A 14,127-nucleotide genomic window follows, 5' to 3' on the forward strand; every position below is an offset into this window, starting at 1 on the left:
CGGCTCCCGCCGCGCCGCGTCAGGTATGAACAGGGGCATGGTCACGCTGGATCGGCTCGTCAACGTCCTCGGTGGGTACGGCGCGCGGTTGTGCTGCTGTCCCGTCGCGCGCGAGGTGGCGCTTCGGGACGTGGTGATGGACGACCCCGCCGACCCGCGCGGGTTGCGCGGCGACGTGTACCTCGCGGTCGGCGTCGATTCGGTGCTCGAAGCCGTCGAACGCGCCGCCACGGCGCGGGCGTCGGTCGTGTTGGTGCGCGGGGCGACGCCGCCGGGGCCGGACGCGGTGGCCAAGGCGGAGGACGGCCGGGTCGCGGTGCTGCTCGTGGACCCGGAAGTGTCGTGGGGACAGCTCGCGGGCGTGGTCTACGGCCTGGTCCTCGAAGGCCGCGAGACGGAATCCGGTCGCGGGCCGACCGACTTGTTCGCGCTGGCCGACAGCCTCGCCGACGCGCTCGGCAGCGCGGTCACCATCGAGGACCAGCTGTCGCGCGTGCTCGCATACTCCAGCCGTCAGCAGGGCGCGGACCGCGTACGGCTGGAGACGATCCTCGGGCGGCGGGTGCCGGACCACGTGCGCGAGCTGTTCGAGAGCCGCGGCGTGTTCGCGCATCTCGCCGTTTCGGACGAGCCGTTGTTCGTCGAGGCCGATCCCGAGCACGGGTTCACCGGACGCATGGTCGTCGCGGTCCGAGCCGGGCGCGAGACGCTCGGCTCGATCTGGGTCGAGTGCGAGGAGCCGCTGTCCGATGTCCGGCGCGCGGTCCTGCACGACAGTTCCCGCACGGTCGGACTCCATTTGCTGCGGTCCCGGGCCAGCGCGGATCTAGAACGGCAGGTCGAGTCGGACCTGGTGATCCGGCTGCTGGAAGGCACCCCGGACGCGGCGGCCGTGTTGAGCAGGCTCGGTTTGCCGCCCGGCCGGTTCCGCGTGGTCGCGCTTCAAGCGCACATCGCCGACGAGCGGCACGCCGCGCTGCTGCTCGCGTTCGAGCGCGCGACCACCGGTTTCGGCTGGTCGCGGCCGGGCCGGAGCACGCTGTTCAGCAACACCGTCTACACCGTTCTGCCCGGCGAGGACGTCGAAACCGCACGCGCGTGGATCGACGGGATCCGCGACGCGTTGCCCGCGCAGGTCACGGTCGCGGCGGGGATCGGCGCACCCGCGTCCACCGCGGAATTGCCCGCCAGCAGGCGGGAATCCGACGAATGCCTGGCGCTGCACGACGTCCGCCCGAAACCCGGCGCGACCGTCGCGTACGACGAATCCTGGGACGACATCCTGATCCTCCGCCTGCGCGCCGCCGCGGCCGCGGGACGAGCCCCGGCACGCGGTCCGATCGCGGATCTGGCCCGGCACGACGCGGCCAACTCGACCAGCTACGTCGCGACCCTGCGCGCGTGGCTCGAAACCCAAGGCGACCTCACCGAAGCCGCCGAACGGCTCGGCGTGCACCCCAACACCATCCGCTACCGGCTGCGCAAGATGGCCGACGTGACGCCGCTGCGGCTCGACCTGCCCGCGAAACGGCTCGCGATGATCATCGAACTCGCCGTCGCCGATCCGCGCGATTGACCGTTCCGGACAAACCGGCCCGAGCCGATTGGCCGAACTCGACAAAGACCGCCCGCCGGATCCGAGCCATCCTGGCCGCATCAGCACAACCAGCGGCACGGCAACGGCGGAGGAACACATGGGCGATCTCGACCGGAAGGACGGCGGGCCGCGTTCGGCGATCGTGGTCGGCGCGGGCATCGTCGGCCTGTCGACCGCCTGGTTCCTGCAGGAACGCGGCGTGCGGGTGACCGTCGTCGACCGCGAGGGCATTGCCGCGGGCTCCTCCTGGGGCAACGCGGGCTGGCTCTCGCCCGGGCTGTCGATCCCGCTCAACGAACCCGCCGTCCTGCGCTACGGCCTGCGCACCCTGCTCGACCGGCAGGCTCCGCTGCACGTCCCGGCCACCCCGGACCCGCGGCTGTGGCAGTTCCTCGCGCGTTTCGCGGCGAACTGCACCCACCGGTCCTGGAACCGGGCGGTGCGCGCGAACCTGCCGTTCAACGAGGAATGCCTGGAAGCCTTCGACGTCCTGACCGCGAACGGCGTGGACGCGCCGACGATCGACGCGCCGATCACCGCCCTGTTCGAGACTTCCGCGAAGGCGCAAACGCTGGTCAAGGAGCTGGACCGGCTCGGCGACGCCGGGCAGAAGGTGTCCTGGACCCAGCTCGCCGGACCGGAGCTGCGCGAGCACTTCCCGCAGGTCACCGACCGGATCGGGGCAGGCATCCGGATCGACGGCCAGCGGTACGTCGACCCCGGCCGGTTCGTCGAATCGCTCGCCCGCGCCGTGGTCGGCCGCGGCGGCACGATCCGGCACCGGTTCGAGGTCGCCGCGATCCGCCGGCACGAGTACGCCTACACCGTGCTGTCGGCGAACGGCCAGACCGTCAACGCCAACGCCGTCGTGCTCGCCACCGGCGCGTGGCTGGGCGAGCTGGCGCGCAAGTGGGGCGTGCGCGTTCCGGTGCGCGCCGGACGCGGGTACTCGTTCACCGTGCCGACCGACGAGCCGGTGCCGAGCCCGATGTACCTGCCCGACATCCGGGTCGCGTGCACGCCGTACCAAGGCGGGCTGCGGGTGGCCGGGACGATGGAGTTCCGCAAGCCGGACGACCCGCTGTACCCGGCGCGCGTCGACGCGATCATCGCCTCGGCCCGGCCGCTGCTCAGGGGCCTGCGCTGGGACCAGCGCACCGACGTCTGGGTCGGCTCGCGCCCGGTCAGCGCCGACGGGCGGCCGGTGATCGGCCGGACCGGCGCGCCGGGGATGTACGTCGCGGGCGGGCACGGCATGTGGGGCCTGTCCCACGGCGCGGTCACCGGGAAGCTGCTCGCCGAGCAGATCGTCACCGGCAGGCAGCCGGAAGCGCTGCGGCCGTTCGACCCGCTGCGGTGACCCGCGGATGTCCGCCGATCCCGCCGGTCCGCCGCCGCTGACCGGGGACGAGCACGCCGAACTGCTCTTCCTCCGCGCGGAGAATGCCTTGCTGCGCACCGAAAGAGACATCCTGGTGAAAGCCGCGGGCTGGTTCGCCGCCGACGCCGGCGTGCTCGACCGCCGCACCGAGCCCGAGCCCCGCTGACCGCCGCGGGACTCCTCGAAAGTCCGCGGGGGCTGGGCGCCTCCTGCTTGCCCGGCCCCCGCGGACGCCCTCCGAAAGGCACCTCTCATGTCGACGACCTCCTCGCGTCCCTGGCTGACCGCCGACGCGCACGCCCGCCTCGCCGCGGAACTCGCCGCCCTGCACCGCGAACCCGACCTCGACGGGGACGACCAGTTCGAGCGAAGGCAGCACCGGCAGGCGCGGATCCGCCAGCTCCAGGACCTGCTGCAGAACGCGGTCGTCGGCGAAGACCCGCCCGACGACGGGATCGCCGAACCCGGGATGGTCCTGACCGTCCGCTACGACGACGGCGGAGTCGAAACGTTCCTGCTGGCCGCGCGCGACGAGGTCGGCGGCGGGCTCGAGGTCTACTCGCCGGACTCGCCGCTCGGGCGCGCGCTGCACGGAGCCAAGCCGGGGGAGCAGCGGGAGTACGAGGTGCCCAGCGGCGCGCTCGTGCGCGTCACCCTGGTCGAGGCTTATCCCTACGGCCGCTATCGGAACGAGGGCTGAACCCCGTTTCGCGACTACCCTGGCCGGAGTGACCGACGAAGAGCTCATCATCGAGTTCGCCCTCACCCGGCTCGACAACCCGAGCCTCGACCTCGAGGAGGCCGCGGCGCTGCTCGTCCGCCGCGTCGGACCGGACCGCATGCTCGACCTCGCCGCACGCAACCTCGAAACCTGCGGCGAACTGCGCGGCGCGATGTTCGAGTCGGCGGTCGAGCATGTCCTGCGCGTCGTCCTCACGCTGCGCGGTCCGGCTGACTGAGCCTGGACAGCGAACGGCCGCCTCCTCGCGGGGAGCGCATTCGCCGCGCCCGCCGTGTTTCCGGACCGGAACGGGATTTTCTGTCAGGCCGCCGTCGCTGTCGAGCAGTCGCACAACGCGCCCGTTGTCCTTTTCGGACTGTCCACAATCGCGCATCGCCGCTGGTCACCGCCCCGGGCAAGAAAATCGTACCCTTTTTCCCGTTCGCTCGTTCCGCTCCGCTTGATTCCATTGTGGACAATTTCCGCCCGCGCGGACGGCGGGCGCGGGACGAATTGGCGAACCGGGAATCGCGGCAGAAGTGCGGTAGCGGTCACATTACGCAAGGTGCCCGGCGCTGCTCCTCCGAAGGATCACCCCTACGGGTGGAGCGCGGGGCAATCCGCCATCGGGGCCTCGGTTCCGGTAGCTCAGCGTGAGAAAATCCCGCAGAACCCGCCGCGTTACATCACTCTTTAGTGGTGAAATTGCGATAATTGTGGTCACCGGAACCGGCGGGCGGGCGCGCTGCGCGACGGATCTTGCTTTGCGTTTCCCGGGCGCCTTGATAATGTCGCGCTCTGCCAGGGACCGACAGTTGTGCTCGGTCACGCGCGGATTCGGGGATCCACGCGGCGGCTTCATTCTTGATGTTCGGAAGGACAATTCATGCGTTCTGCCCTGCTGCGCGGACGGACCGTAGCGGTCGCCGTTCCCGCGCTGGCTTTGCTCGCCACCGCCGTCGCCCCGTCGGCGCTCGCCGCCGAGGCGCCCGCCGGCTCGGCCTACGGCGCGTCCGCCTCGGTCTCGCTGCTGCCCGGCGTGCTCGGCAACCAGGGGATCACGGTCGACACCGGCAAGATCGCGCCCTCCTCGACCGCGGGCCCGGAGTCCGCGCAGGTGGTGAACGTGCCGCTGAAGGGCCTGGTCACGGCCAAGGTCATCAGCAGCTCGGCGAAGCAGGACGGTAGCAACGGCCCGGTCGACGCGAAGGCCTCGATCGTCGACGCCGCGCTCCCGGTGCTCGCCCCGCTCGCCGGAACCACCCCCACGGCCCGCGTGATCAGCTCCGAGTGCAAGTCGACCCCGGACGGCATCACCGCGTCGTCCGAGCTGGCCGGCCTCGACCTCGGCAAGATCGGCAAGCTCCCGGTGTCGACCAAGCCGAACCAGAAGCTCGGCATCGACGGCGTGCTGCAGGTGATCGTCAACGAGCAGATCAAGCGCTCCGACGGCAGCCTCACCGTCAACGCGCTGCACATCAAGCTCCTCGGCGGCAACCTCACCGGCGCGCTCGGCAAGGGCGACATCGTCCTCGCCTCGGCCACCTGCGCCAAGGTCGCGGGCAACCCGACCACCCCGCCCACCACCGCGCCGCCGACCACCCAGCCGAGCAAGCCGGGCACCCCGCCCGCCGAGGGCCCCGGCCAGGTCAAGGTCGTGCCGGTCGGCGCGCCGGAGACCGGTGACGGCACGCTGGCCGCGGTGACCGCCAAGTGACGCGTTCCCGGTTCGGGCTTTTCGCGCTCCTGCTGGCTTTCGTCGCGAACTTCGCGCTGCTGGGCTGCGGTTCGGCGGACACCCCGCCCGCCGCCGCCCCGGCGAGTTCCGCGGCGGCCGCGCAGGAGGTCGCGGACCCGGTCTCGCTCGACGTTCCCAGCATCGACGCGCATTCGTCGCTGGTGCCGCTCGGCCTCAACGACGACAAGACCGTCCAGGTGCCGCCGGTGGACCAGCCGCTGCAGGCGGGCTGGTACCACTTCGGGCCCAAACCGGGCCAGGTCGGACCGGCGGTCGTCCTCGGCCACATCGACGGCAACCACCAGAAGGGCATTTTCTGGCGGCTGCACGAGATGAAGAAGGGCGACAAGGTCGTCATCGGCCGCAAGGACGGGTCGAAGGCCTCGTTCACGGTGACCAAGGTGGACCAGATCGCGAAGAAGACGTTCCCCACCGAAGCCGTGTACGGCAACACGACCGACTCGCAGATCCGCCTGATCACCTGCGGCGGCGCGTTCGACCCCGAGAAGAAGAGCTACCTCGACAACATCATCGTGTACGGCACGCTCGACAGCTGAGCCGTGCCGGCAGGTACCGGGGCCTCGTCGTTTCGCGCTCGGGCGAAACGACGAGGCCCCGCTGTCATTCCCCGGAAAGCTCGTCGGTCGCGGCCCGGCCCGCTTCGGCGGTGCGGCGCAGGAACCCGGCGATCAGCATCAGTTCGTCCTCGGTGTACCCGGCGCACAGGTCGTCCATCGCCGAACTCATCCCGCTGTACACGCGGAACAGTTCCTGCGTGCGTCCCGGCACCGTCCGCACGGTGACCGCACGCCGGTCGGCCGCGTCGGGATCGCGTTCGCGCACCACCCATCCGCCGCGCTGCAGGCGGTCGAGGATCCCGGTCACGGTCGCCGGGTGCAGGCCTGCGCGGCGGGCGAGCGCGCTCGGGCTCAGCGGTCCGGCGGAGGAAATCAGTTCGAGGCAGTCGAGGTCGACGTCCTTGAGTTTCAGCCGTCCGCCGACCTGATGGTTCAGCAGCGACAGCTGATTGCGCAGTTCCCGCAGCGACTCCTTGAGGGCCGCCGTGGTGCGCCGCCTGCGCCGCGCCGTCTCCGTTCCGGATGCTCCGGAAGCCATCTGCTCCGCCCTCCCGTTTCTCGCCGGTCAGCGTAGCCGGGTCAGGCAGCGGCGAGCAGCGCTTCCCCGGCCGGCGTCAGCACGGCGGGCACCGGCTGTCCGAACGGCCCCGGTTCCTTCGCGCGCAGCAGGCCGGCGTGCGCCAGCGCGTGCGCGGTGAACTGGTCGCTGCACGGCAGGCCGTCCACGAACAGATCCGGTTCGCAGCTGCAGGTCAGCCGGCCGCGCCCGGCGGCGACGGCACGCAGCATCGAGATCCCGCGGCGGGTGACGGTGGTGGTCATGGCTGCCTCCTCGAAGCGCTCTCACCCCTACGTCGAACGAGCCGCCCGGATTTCGACCTAACCTGACGGGGAAAGCAGACCGGAAGAACGCGGGAGCCCCCATGCTGATCGACGACCTGCACGCCGTCCTGCCGGACGACCGCATCGTGCAGGACCCCGACGTGCTGCGCAGCTACGCGCACGACGAAGCGGAGTGGGCCCCGTACGGCGAACCGGCGGTCCTGGTCCGCCCGCGCACCGCGGACGAGGTGCAGGCGACTGTGCGGCAATGCCTCAAACACGGGACGCCGGTGGTGCCGCGCGGAGCGGGGACCGGACTGTCCGGCGGCGCGAACGCGCTCGCCGGATGCGTCGTGCTGGCGACCGACCGGATGACCGCGATCAAGGAGATCGACCCGGTGGAACGGCTCGCCGTCGTCGAACCGGGCGTGGTCAACGACGATCTCCGCGCGGCCTGCGCGGAACACGGGCTGTGGTATCCGCCGGACCCGGCCAGTTCGCCGTGGTCGACGATCGGCGGCAACGTCGCGACCAACGCGGGCGGCGTGTGCTGCGTGAAGTACGGCGTGACCCGCGACTACGTGCTCGGGCTGCAGGTCGTCACCGGCACCGGCGAACTCGTCCGGCTCGGCCGCCGCACCGCGAAGGGCGTGGCCGGGTACGACCTCGCCGGGCTGATGGTCGGATCGGAGGGAACGCTCGGCGTCATCACGGAAATCACCGTGCGGTTGCGCGCGAAACGCGGGCCGGAGGCGACCGTCGCCGGGTACTTCGACTCGACGGTCGCGGCGGGGGAGGCGGCGGCCGCGATCCGCGCCGCCGGGATCGTGCCCTCGGCGCTGGAGCTGGTGGACCGGCATTGCCTGGCCGCGGTGGACGCGTGGAAGAACATGGGCCTGTCCGCCGACGCGAACGTGGTGCTGCTCGGCCGCAGCGACGTGCCGGGCGGGCACGAGGCCGCGGTGATGGTGGAGTGCTTCGAGAAGGCGGGCGCGACCTGGGCCGCGCAGTCGACCGACGAGGCCGAGGCGGACGCGTTGTTCGCCGCCCGCCGGCTGGCGTACCCGGCGCTCGAACGGCTCGGGCCGGTGCTCACCGAGGACGTCTGCGTGCCGACGCATTTGGTGCCGGAAATGCTTGCCCGGATCGACGCGGCGGCGCGGCGGCACAATACGCAAATCGCCAATATCGCGCATATCGGCGACGGGAATCTGCATCCGCTGCTGATCACGCCGAGCGGGGACGACGACGCGCAGCGCCGCGCGCAGGCCGCGTTCGACGACATCGTCGCCGACGCGCTCGAACTCGGCGGGACGGTCACCGGCGAGCACGGTGTCGGGCTGCTGAAGCGTCCCGGCCTCGAAAAAGAGCTGGGACCAGCGGTGCTCGACCTGCACCACGCGGTCAAGAAGGCCCTCGACCCGCACGGGATCCTCAACCCCGGAAAGGTCGTCGGAGGTCCCGTCGAGCGGTAACTCGACCGAGTGAAAGTAAATAGTCCACAAAGGATAGTCACGCGTTTGTGACCCTTGTCTCCCAGTCGTTTTCTTTTGTTGGTTGCCTACCGCAAGCAACTTGCTTAGCCTAGCTAAGGGAACGGCTGGGAGAGGGGTTTTCGACAGTGGCGGAGCGCAGGACGTATTCGATCGCGGAACTCGGTCCGCGGTACAAGTGGATCGCGCTGTCCAACACGACGCTCGGGATGCTGATCGCGACGATCAACTCGTCCATCGTGCTGATCGCGCTGCCCGACATCTTCAAGGGCATCGGCATCAACCCGCTGGAGCCGTCGAACACGAGCTACCTGCTGTGGATGATCATGGGCTTCCTCGTGGTCACCGCGGTGCTGGTGGTGGCGTTCGGCAGGCTCGGCGACATGTACGGCCGGGCCAGGATGTACAACCTCGGCTTCGCCGTGTTCACCGTTTCCTCGATCATGCTGGCGATCACCTGGTTCGACGGCGACGCGGCCGCGCTGTGGCTGATCGGCTGGCGGATCGTGCAGGGCGTCGGCGGCGCGTTCCTGATGGCGAACTCGTCGGCCATCCTCACCGACGCCTTCCCGGCCAACCAGCGTGGGCTCGCGCTCGGCATGAACGGCGTCGCGGCTATCGCGGGTTCGTTCCTCGGCCTCGTGGTCGGCGGCGTGCTCGCACCGGTGAACTGGAACCTGATTTTCCTGGTCTCCGTGCCGTTCGGCGTGATCGGCACGGTGTGGGCGTACGTCAAACTGCACGACACCGGCGTCCGCCAGCACGCGAAAATGGACTGGTGGGGCAACATCACCTTCGCCGTCGGTCTCATCGCGGTGCTGGTGGGGATCACCTACGGAATCCAGCCGTACGGCACGTCGCAGACCGGCTGGGGCAGCCCGATGGTGCTGTCCTGCCTGATCGGCGGGGTCGCGGTGCTGATCGCGTTCGTCGTGATCGAAACCAAGGTGCCCAACCCGCTGTTCCGGTTGTCGCTCTTCCGGATCCGCTCGTTCAGCTGGGGCAATCTGGCGAACCTGACCGCGTCGCTGGGCCGGGGCGGGCTGCAGTTCGTGCTGATCATCTGGCTGCAGGGAATCTGGTTGCCGCAGCACGGTTTCACGTTCGAGCAGACGCCGCTGTGGGCCGGGATCTACATGCTGCCGCTGACGATCGGCTTCCTGGTGGCCGCGCCGACGTCCGGCATCCTGTCCGACCGGATCGGCAGCCGCGCGCTCGCGTCCGGCGGCCTGGTCATCACCGCGCTCACGTTCCTGTTGCTGACGCTGCTGCCGGTGAACTTCGACTACTGGGCGTTCGCCGGGATCCTGCTGCTCAACGGCATCGGGATGGGCATGTTCTCCTCGCCGAACCGGGCCGAGGTGATGAACAGCCTGCCCGCCGACGCGCGCGGTTCCGGCGCGGGCATGATGACGACCTTCCAGAACGCGGCGATGGTGCTGTCGATCGGCTTCTTCTTCAGCCTGATCATCGCCGGCCTGTCGGACCACCTGCCGGTCGCGATGTCGCAGGGCCTGACCCAGCACGGCGTCCCCGACGCGGCCGCGCAACAGGTCGCGCACCTGCCCGCGGTCGCGGTGCTGTTCGCGGCGTTCCTCGGGTACAACCCGATCCAGCAGCTGCTGGGCGGCCAGCTCGCGCACCTGCCCGCGGACCAGGCGAACTTCCTGACCGGACGCAGCTTCTTCCCGAACCTGATCTCGGGCCCGTTCCAGGACGGCCTCGCGGTGGCGTTCGGCTTCGCGATCGTGGTGTGCCTGATCGGCGCCGTGGCGTCGGTGCTGACGAAGGACAAGAAGAAGTCGTCGGAGTCGGTGGGCGAGGAACTGGCCGCGGTGGCCGGGGAATCCGGTGGCGGGCCTAGCGAGCTGGTTTCTCCGCGGAGTGACCGGTAGCCGTTTCCGGCCACAGCACGGCTTGGGCGACGATGACGTTCTCGCCGTTGAAGGTCAATGCGGGGCCCTCGTGCAGGCGGTAGCCGAGCGCGAGGGCTTCGCTGACCCGGCGGCAGAAGGCGGAGTCGTCGGGACCGGTGAGGACTCGGTAGACGGGAAGACCGTCCGGGGGTGTGCTCATGGGGTCATGATGTCGTGAGCGGCGATGCCGGTTAGAACCGGCATCGCCACTCACGAGGCCCTACGCACCAGCCACGCCGTCCCCAACGCCCCCACCGCCCCCACGCTGATCGCCAAGAACCCCAGCCGAAACGCCGTGTCGACATCCGGCAACCGGCCAGCGATCAGCACCGCGAACACCGCGCCCCCGAGCGAGCCGCCCACCCGCAGCAGGATCGTCACCTGCGCAGCCGCGTCCGGAAGCCGAGACGGTTCAACAGTTTTATACGCCGCGATCCCCATCGGCATGCTCACCAACGCCACCGAAGCCCCGAATCCGGCAAGCAAAACCTGCACCACCACACCCGGCGCGTCGACCGGCAGGAACGCGAACGGCACGGTACTCGCCACAGCCAGCACCGCACCCACCAAAGCAACAGGCGCGGCACCGTACCGATCCACGGCCCGCCCGGTCACCGGCGCGATCGCCGCCGTCGCACCGGCGAAGCCGAGCAAACTCAGGCCGGTGCCAACGAAATCCAGGTGCCGTCCCAGTTGGAAATACAACGTCACCACGATCCCGCTGCCGAAGATCAGCGCGCCGTTGAAAGCCGCGGCCAGGCTCGCCGCGCGGTAAAGGCGGTTGCGGTACAAGGAAAAGTCCAGCAGCGGCCGCGGATGCCGCAGGCATCGCATCACGAACCACGTCAGCAAAGCCAGGCCGGGCAACAGAATCGGCACCTGAAGCCGTCCGGTATCACCCCACGTCGTCACCGTATAGAGAACCAAGGGCAGCCCAGCGGCGATCAAAGCCAAGCCGACGAAATCGATCCCGCCAGTGCTCTCCCGAGAGCCGCGGGGAACGTACCGGAGGCCGAGGACCAGGCCGACCGCTCCGATCGGCAGGTTGATCAGGAACAGCCACGGCCACGAAAGACCGTGCAGTATCAGGCCTCCGGCGAGCGGGCCGACTGCGGGCGCGACGCTCACCGCGATCCCGAGCGTCGCCATCACCCGCCCCAGCCGCGCCGCGCCGACCTGTTGTCCCAGAACGGTTTGCCCGGCCGGGATCAGGATGCCGCCCGCCAAACCTTGCAGGAAGCGGAAAGCGATGAGCAGCACGACGTCCGGCGCGGCCGCGCACAATCCCGACGACACGGTGAACGCGGCCAGCGCGACGAGCCACACCCGGCCGGCGCCGAAGCGTCGCGCGAGCCAGCCGGTCATCGGCAGCGACAGGGCGAGCGCGAGCAGGTAGCCGCTCGCGACCCATTGCGTCACCGAGAGATCCGCGCCCAGGTCGTTGCTGATCGAGTCGAGGCCGATCGTCACCACGGACGCGTCGAGTCCGCTCGCGAACGCGCCGAAGACGATGATCCAGCAGATCCGCCAGGTCGCGCGGTCGAGGGGAGCGACCGTGGTCACCGGGAGACCCGCAGGGTGCGCAGCGCGGTCGACCAGTCGACAAGTTCCCCCAGCATCCGCGTCAGGATGCCTTCGTGGTGGTCGGCGGGCGCGAAGGTGCCGGGTTCGGCCAGGTCCGGAAGGACGAAGTCGGTGAACAAACTCAAGGCGACCTGCGAGCGCACGCAAGCGACCTGCACCTCGGCGAGCGTCAACCGCAGGTGTTCCACCGCACGCGTGCCGCCGTTGGTTCCGTAGCTGACGAAACCGGCGGCTTTGTCGGCCCACTCGGAAAACAGGAAGTCGATGGCGTTCTTGAGCGCCGCGGGCATGGAGTGGTTGTACTCGGGGGTCACGAAAACGAAGCCGTCGAGGCCGTCGACGAACTGCGCCCAACGCTGGGTGTGGGCGTTGCGGTAGCCGCCGAGCGCGGCGGGCAACGGCTCGTCCAGGAACGGCAGATCGATTTCGGCGAGATCGAGCACCCGCACCTCGGCCCGGTCGCCGAGGTAGGCGGCGGCGCGGGCACGGGTCCATTCGGCGACCTGCGTCGCGCGGCGGCCGGGGCGGGTGCTTCCGGAAACGACGGCGATGCGAAGCGGAGAAGTCATGCCCCGAAGGTACAACGGTCGTTGTAGTTTTTGCAACGATCGTTGTACTTCGGCATACTGAGCCGGTGCGGACGGACAAACAGCGTGCTCTGCTCGACGGCGCCCTGCGGGTGTTCGCCCGGGACGGCTACTCGCGCGCCAGCATCGACGTGCTCGCGGCCGAGGCCGGCGTCTCGTCGCGGACGATCTACAACCACTACGGCGACAAAGCCGGGCTCTTCCGCGCGGTGATCCTGGACAGCTCGGACCGGGTCGCGGAGCGGCAGATCGCGGTCGCCGACAAACTGCTCGGCCGGATCGCCGACCTGGAGGCCGACCTCGTCGAGTTCGGCCTCCAGTGGGCGAAACGGGATCCGGAAACCGCGCCGCACTGGGCGCTCGTGCGGCAGATCGAGGCCGACCTGGACCACATCGACCCGGAGACGGTCGCGGCGTGGAAGGAACGCGGCCCGACCCGCGTGCGGCTCGCGCTGGCCGGGCATCTCCGCAGGCTCGCCGCGGAAGGCCGGCTGGAGCTGGAAGATCCGTCGCTGGCCGCGGTGCACCTCGTGCAGCTCACCGCGGGCAGCGCCGCTGCGGCCGAACCGGGGGAGGACTGGGAAACGGTGATCCGGTCCGGTGTCGGCGTCTTCCTGCGCGCTTACGCGCCGGGCGTCACCAGCCGAAGCTGACCGAGCGGCAGTCAGTCGTGAGCGGCGATGCCGGTTCTAACCGGATTCGCCACTCACGAGGCCTGGGATCACCCGAAGCTGACCGAGCGGATCTTCACCGGGTGCTTGGGCGCGCCGTCGAGCGGGCCGTTCGGGTCGGTCGGGACGATGCCGTCGGCGACCATCCGGTCGAGGACCTCCATGCCGCGCACGACTTTGCCGAGCACCGAGTAGTTCGCCGGGATGTGCGCGAACGAGTGCACGATGAAGAACTCCGACCCGTTGGTGCCCGGCCCCTGGTTGCCCATCGCGACGGTGCCGCGCTCGTAGGTTTCCTTGCCGGTCACCTCGTCCGGGAATTTGTAGCCCGGGCCGCCCTTTTCGACCTCGTAGAGGTCGCCGCACTGCAGGACGCCGAGGCGCGCGGAGTTCGTCAGCCGCCAGCACTGCGAACGGTCGTAGAAGTGCTGCAGCACCAGGCTGGTCATGTTCGCGACGGCGCACGGAGCGGCCCCGGCGCGGTTGAGCCGCACGGTGACCGGGCCGTAGTTGTAGTGGAAGGTGACGTCGACCGTCCCGCGGGTGAACGCGAACGGCAGCGGACGCAGCACGGGACGCGCCGCCGGGTTGTCCGGCGTCGGCGTGAAAGTGCAGCTCACCACCGGCGGCTTCACCGCGGGCGCGGCGCTGGCCGGGGCCGCGGTGCACAGGGAAAGACCGGCGATGACGGCGGCCGCGAGCGCGGCCCAGCGTGGCTTCATGGGCCCGGAAACTAGCGAATCCGACGTCTCCGGCGCCAGGCCCGCGAGGCGCTTACTTGCGCCAGGCGGTGCGGCTCTTGCGCAGGTCGAGCAGCAGGAGCAGGACGATGAAGGCGGCCAGTCCGACGAGCCACACGTTCTCGGTGTTGTTCTCGTGGTTGCCCTTGAGCATCACGAGCAGGATGGCCGCGGACACCCAGCCGGCGATGCGGGTGGCCTTCGGGAACGAGCCGTGCCAGCCCCATTCCGCCGACGGCTCGTCGCGCGGGTCGACCTCGGGGCGCTTCTCGACCGCCTTGCCTGCCACGACCACTCCT

The 14,127-nt window shown here is 70.0% G+C and carries 17 protein-coding genes; 10 read left to right on the plus strand and 7 right to left on the minus strand.

The annotated features are described in order from the left end of the window. Positions 1 to 37 precede the first annotated feature (37 nt). The 7 genes from SSMG_RS08060 to SSMG_RS08090 all read left to right on the plus strand — a co-directional run bounded on the left by SSMG_RS08060 (position 38) and on the right by SSMG_RS08090 (position 5,994). Positions 38 to 1,576: a CdaR family transcriptional regulator gene (locus SSMG_RS08060; RefSeq protein WP_037712958.1), complete on the plus strand. Its 1,539-nt coding sequence runs from the start codon at positions 38 to 40 to the stop codon at positions 1,574 to 1,576. A gap of 118 nt (positions 1,577 to 1,694) precedes the next feature. Continuing rightward, entirely contained in the window at positions 1,695 to 2,957 is a 1,263-nt protein-coding gene (locus tag SSMG_RS08065) for an FAD-binding oxidoreductase (RefSeq protein WP_009074566.1), read from the plus strand. Positions 2,958 to 2,964: 7 nt separating this feature from the next. Beyond that, a complete protein-coding gene (locus SSMG_RS08070) occupies positions 2,965 to 3,144 on the plus strand; it encodes a hypothetical protein (protein WP_009074568.1) in 180 nt (59 codons plus the stop codon). An 87-nt stretch (positions 3,145 to 3,231) separates the two neighbouring features. Continuing rightward, the gene (locus SSMG_RS08075; RefSeq protein WP_009074570.1) at positions 3,232 to 3,678 is read left to right on the plus strand and encodes a GreA/GreB family elongation factor; all 447 of its coding nucleotides are present in this window, start codon (positions 3,232 to 3,234) and stop codon (positions 3,676 to 3,678) included. A gap of 28 nt (positions 3,679 to 3,706) precedes the next feature. Beyond that, positions 3,707 to 3,937 (plus strand): hypothetical protein, encoded by a 231-nt coding sequence (locus SSMG_RS08080; protein WP_009074571.1) that lies wholly within the window; start codon positions 3,707 to 3,709, stop codon positions 3,935 to 3,937. A 648-nt stretch (positions 3,938 to 4,585) separates the two neighbouring features. Beyond that, positions 4,586 to 5,416 carry a choice-of-anchor P family protein gene (locus SSMG_RS08085; RefSeq protein WP_009074573.1) on the plus strand — a complete coding sequence of 277 codons (831 nt, stop codon included), beginning with the start codon at positions 4,586 to 4,588 and terminating at the stop codon, positions 5,414 to 5,416. Beyond that, on the plus strand, positions 5,413 to 5,994 hold the full coding sequence (locus tag SSMG_RS08090) for a class F sortase (protein WP_009074575.1): 582 nt from the start codon (positions 5,413 to 5,415) through the stop codon (positions 5,992 to 5,994). Before SSMG_RS08085 ends, SSMG_RS08090 begins: the two co-directional genes overlap by 4 nt. Positions 5,995 to 6,058: 64 nt before the next feature. Here SSMG_RS08090 and SSMG_RS08095 read toward each other — a convergent pair whose 3' ends face one another. Together SSMG_RS08095 and SSMG_RS08100 are read right to left on the minus strand one after the other, a co-directional pair. Next, on the minus strand, positions 6,059 to 6,553 hold the full coding sequence (locus SSMG_RS08095; RefSeq protein ID WP_009074577.1) for a MarR family transcriptional regulator: 495 nt from the start codon (positions 6,551 to 6,553) through the stop codon (positions 6,059 to 6,061). Between the two features lie 41 nt (positions 6,554 to 6,594). Continuing rightward, entirely contained in the window at positions 6,595 to 6,837 is a 243-nt protein-coding gene (locus SSMG_RS08100) for a hypothetical protein (RefSeq protein ID WP_009074579.1), read from the minus strand. Between the two features lie 101 nt (positions 6,838 to 6,938). Between SSMG_RS08100 and SSMG_RS08105 the strand changes: the two genes are divergently transcribed. Then, positions 6,939 to 8,312 (plus strand): FAD-binding oxidoreductase, encoded by a 1,374-nt coding sequence (locus tag SSMG_RS08105; protein WP_009074580.1) that lies wholly within the window; start codon positions 6,939 to 6,941, stop codon positions 8,310 to 8,312. Between the two features lie 227 nt (positions 8,313 to 8,539). Continuing rightward, a complete protein-coding gene (locus SSMG_RS08110) occupies positions 8,540 to 10,225 on the plus strand; it encodes an MFS transporter (protein ID WP_199786187.1) in 1,686 nt (561 codons plus the stop codon). Here SSMG_RS08110 and SSMG_RS43295 read toward each other — a convergent pair. Genes SSMG_RS43295 through SSMG_RS08120 form a run of 3 tightly spaced genes read right to left on the minus strand, consistent with a single transcriptional unit; the run spans position 10,191 to position 12,399 of the window. Further along, entirely contained in the window at positions 10,191 to 10,406 is a 216-nt protein-coding gene (locus SSMG_RS43295; protein ID WP_009074583.1) for a DUF1737 domain-containing protein, read from the minus strand. The genes SSMG_RS08110 and SSMG_RS43295 overlap by 35 nt on opposite strands. A gap of 50 nt (positions 10,407 to 10,456) precedes the next feature. Further along, positions 10,457 to 11,809 (minus strand): DHA2 family efflux MFS transporter permease subunit, encoded by a 1,353-nt coding sequence (locus SSMG_RS08115; RefSeq protein ID WP_009074584.1) that lies wholly within the window; start codon positions 11,807 to 11,809, stop codon positions 10,457 to 10,459. Further along, a complete protein-coding gene (locus tag SSMG_RS08120) occupies positions 11,806 to 12,399 on the minus strand; it encodes an NADPH-dependent FMN reductase (protein ID WP_009074586.1) in 594 nt (197 codons plus the stop codon). The genes SSMG_RS08115 and SSMG_RS08120 overlap by 4 nt, the downstream gene beginning before the upstream one ends. A 65-nt stretch (positions 12,400 to 12,464) precedes the next feature. Between SSMG_RS08120 and SSMG_RS08125 the strand changes: the two genes are divergently transcribed. After that, a complete protein-coding gene (locus SSMG_RS08125) occupies positions 12,465 to 13,070 on the plus strand; it encodes a TetR/AcrR family transcriptional regulator (protein WP_009074587.1) in 606 nt (201 codons plus the stop codon). A gap of 68 nt (positions 13,071 to 13,138) precedes the next feature. On the opposite strand, the gene SSMG_RS08130 is transcribed toward SSMG_RS08125, so the two are convergent. Further along, positions 13,139 to 13,810: a peptidylprolyl isomerase gene (locus SSMG_RS08130; protein WP_009074589.1), complete on the minus strand. Its 672-nt coding sequence runs from the start codon at positions 13,808 to 13,810 to the stop codon at positions 13,139 to 13,141. A 52-nt stretch (positions 13,811 to 13,862) separates the two neighbouring features. Further along, entirely contained in the window at positions 13,863 to 14,117 is a 255-nt protein-coding gene (locus SSMG_RS08135; RefSeq protein WP_037712964.1) for a DUF2631 domain-containing protein, read from the minus strand. Positions 14,118 to 14,127: the final 10 nt, after the last annotated feature.

The organism is Streptomyces sp. AA4 (assembly GCF_000158875.1).
GTDB lineage: Bacteria > Actinomycetota > Actinomycetes > Mycobacteriales > Pseudonocardiaceae > Amycolatopsis.

What these genes read in the sequence shown, in the direction of transcription:
- SSMG_RS08060 (WP_037712958.1), top strand. Translation starts at nt 38, where the DNA reads ATGGTCACGCTGGATCGGCTCGTCAACGTCCTCGGTGGGTACGGCGCG.
- SSMG_RS08065 (WP_009074566.1), top strand. Translation starts at nt 1,695, where the DNA reads ATGGGCGATCTCGACCGGAAGGACGGCGGGCCGCGTTCGGCGATCGTG.
- SSMG_RS08070 (WP_009074568.1), top strand. Translation starts at nt 2,965, where the DNA reads ATGTCCGCCGATCCCGCCGGTCCGCCGCCGCTGACCGGGGACGAGCAC.
- SSMG_RS08075 (WP_009074570.1), top strand. Translation starts at nt 3,232, where the DNA reads ATGTCGACGACCTCCTCGCGTCCCTGGCTGACCGCCGACGCGCACGCC.
- SSMG_RS08085 (WP_009074573.1), top strand. Translation starts at nt 4,586, where the DNA reads ATGCGTTCTGCCCTGCTGCGCGGACGGACCGTAGCGGTCGCCGTTCCC.
- SSMG_RS08095 (WP_009074577.1), bottom strand. Translation starts at nt 6,553, where the DNA reads ATGGCTTCCGGAGCATCCGGAACGGAGACGGCGCGGCGCAGGCGGCGC.
- SSMG_RS08100 (WP_009074579.1), bottom strand. Translation starts at nt 6,837, where the DNA reads ATGACCACCACCGTCACCCGCCGCGGGATCTCGATGCTGCGTGCCGTC.
- SSMG_RS08105 (WP_009074580.1), top strand. Translation starts at nt 6,939, where the DNA reads ATGCTGATCGACGACCTGCACGCCGTCCTGCCGGACGACCGCATCGTG.
- SSMG_RS08110 (WP_199786187.1), top strand. Translation starts at nt 8,540, where the DNA reads ATGCTGATCGCGACGATCAACTCGTCCATCGTGCTGATCGCGCTGCCC.
- SSMG_RS43295 (WP_009074583.1), bottom strand. Translation starts at nt 10,406, where the DNA reads ATGAGCACACCCCCGGACGGTCTTCCCGTCTACCGAGTCCTCACCGGT.
- SSMG_RS08120 (WP_009074586.1), bottom strand. Translation starts at nt 12,399, where the DNA reads ATGACTTCTCCGCTTCGCATCGCCGTCGTTTCCGGAAGCACCCGCCCC.
- SSMG_RS08130 (WP_009074589.1), bottom strand. Translation starts at nt 13,810, where the DNA reads ATGAAGCCACGCTGGGCCGCGCTCGCGGCCGCCGTCATCGCCGGTCTT.